We start from the raw sequence: 2034 nt of genomic DNA, 5'->3' as shown, positions 1-2034 counted from the left end.
GCGAAATGGCCACCCAGCGTTGGGTGGCCATTTCGTTAAAGGAAGTCCGGCGGTGTCCTACTCTCCCACAGGGTCCCCCCTGCAGTACCATCGGCGCTGAGAGGCTTAGCTTCCGGGTTCGGAATGTGACCGGGCGTTTCCCTCTCGCTATGGCCGCCGAAACACTATTGATGTTTCAAAAACCAACAACGATTGTTCATTGTTGTGTTGTTCTCGACCGTACATCGAGAACCACTCAGTGGACGCAAGCACCAAAAACGGTGTGTTATCAAGTCATCGGCTTATTAGTACCGGTCAGCTTCACGCATTACTGCGCTTCCACATCCGGCCTATCAACCCAGTAGTCTGGCTGGGAGCCTCTCACCCACAAGGGGTATGGAAGTCTCATCTTGAGGCCGGCTTCCCGCTTAGATGCTTTCAGCGGTTATCCATCCCGAACGTAGCTAATCAGCGGTGCTCCTGGCGGAACAACTGACACACCAGAGGTTCGTCCAACCCGGTCCTCTCGTACTAGGGTCAGATCCTCTCAAACTTCCTACGCGCGCAGCGGATAGGGACCGAACTGTCTCACGACGTTCTAAACCCAGCTCGCGTACCGCTTTAATGGGCGAACAGCCCAACCCTTGGGACCTACTCCAGCCCCAGGATGCGACGAGCCGACATCGAGGTGCCAAACCATGCCGTCGATATGGACTCTTGGGCAAGATCAGCCTGTTATCCCCGAGGTACCTTTTATCCGTTGAGCGACAGCGCTTCCACAAGCCACTGCCGGATCACTAGTCCCGACTTTCGTCCCTGCTCGACCTGTCAGTCTCACAGTCAAGCTCCCTTGTGCACTTACACTCGCCACCTGATTGCCAACCAGGTTGAGGGAACCTTTGGGCGCCTCCGTTACATTTTGGGAGGCAACCGCCCCAGTTAAACTACCCACCAGGCACTGTCCCTGAACCGGATCACGGTCCTAAGTTAGATATCCAGAGTGACCAGAGTGGTATTTCAACAATGACTCCACACTCACTGGCGTGAATGCTTCACCGTCTCCCACCTATCCTACACAAGCCACACCGAACACCAATACCAAGCTGTAGTAAAGGTCACGGGGTCTTTCCGTCCTGCTGCGCGTAACGAGCATCTTTACTCGTAATGCAATTTCGCCGAGTTCGCGGTTGAGACAGTTGGGAAGTCGTTACGCCATTCGTGCAGGTCGGAACTTACCCGACAAGGAATTTCGCTACCTTAGGATGGTTATAGTTACCACCGCCGTTTACTGGGGCTTAAATTCTCAGCTTCGCCTTGCGGCTAACCGGTCCTCTTAACCTTCCAGCACCGGGCAGGCGTCAGTCCGTATACATCGTCTTGCGACTTGGCACGGACCTGTGTTTTTAGTAAACAGTCGCTACCCACTAGTCTCTGCGGCCACCACACCCTTTCGGAGCAAGTCCTAATAAGTGGATGGCCCCCCTTCTCCCGAAGTTACGGGGGCATTTTGCCGAGTTCCTTAACCACGATTCTCTCGATCTCCTTGGTATTCTCTACCTGACCACCTGAGTCGGTTTGGGGTACGGGCGGCTAGAACCTCGCGTCGATGCTTTTCTCGGCAGCATAGGATCACCCACTTTTTATCCGCATCGTGTCTCAGCCTCAATGACTCCCGGATTTGCCTAAGAGTCGGCCTACGCACTTGCACCAGGACTACCATCGCCTGGCTTGGGCTACCTTCCTGCGTCACACCTGTTAATACGCTAGCCGCACCAGCATGGGGTCGAGCGTTCACACACACCCGCCTCACCCCGAAGGGATCGGCTAAAGCGTGAGCTAGGACTCTTAGCACCACTGGATTAGCTTGGGCGGTTCTTCGCCGGTACGGGAATATCAACCCGTTGTCCATCGACTACGCCTGTCGGCCTCGCCTTAGGTCCCGACTTACCCAGGGAAGATTAGCTTGACCCTGGAACCCTTGGTCTTTCGGAGGACGTGTTTCTCACACGTCATTCGCTACTCATGCCTGCATTCTCACTCGTGTAGCGTCCACCG

2 rRNA genes (1 of these 2 cut by a window edge) are annotated in these 2034 nt (G+C 55.1%); both read right to left on the bottom strand.

From position 1 onward, the window contains the following. Nucleotides 1–44: 44 nt before the first annotated feature. Nucleotides 45–161 (bottom strand): 5S ribosomal RNA (rrf, locus tag AB0230_RS17050). A gap of 103 nt (nt 162–264) precedes the next feature. Next, nucleotides 265–2034 (bottom strand): 23S ribosomal RNA (locus tag AB0230_RS17045) (it continues 1442 nt past the right edge of the window).

The organism is Microbacterium sp. NPDC089190 (assembly GCF_040701795.1).
GTDB classification, from domain to species: domain Bacteria; phylum Actinomycetota; class Actinomycetes; order Actinomycetales; family Microbacteriaceae; genus Microbacterium; species Microbacterium galbum.
Note: the sequence above shows the minus strand (reverse complement) of the source record. Positions and strands in the feature narration are given on the sequence as shown.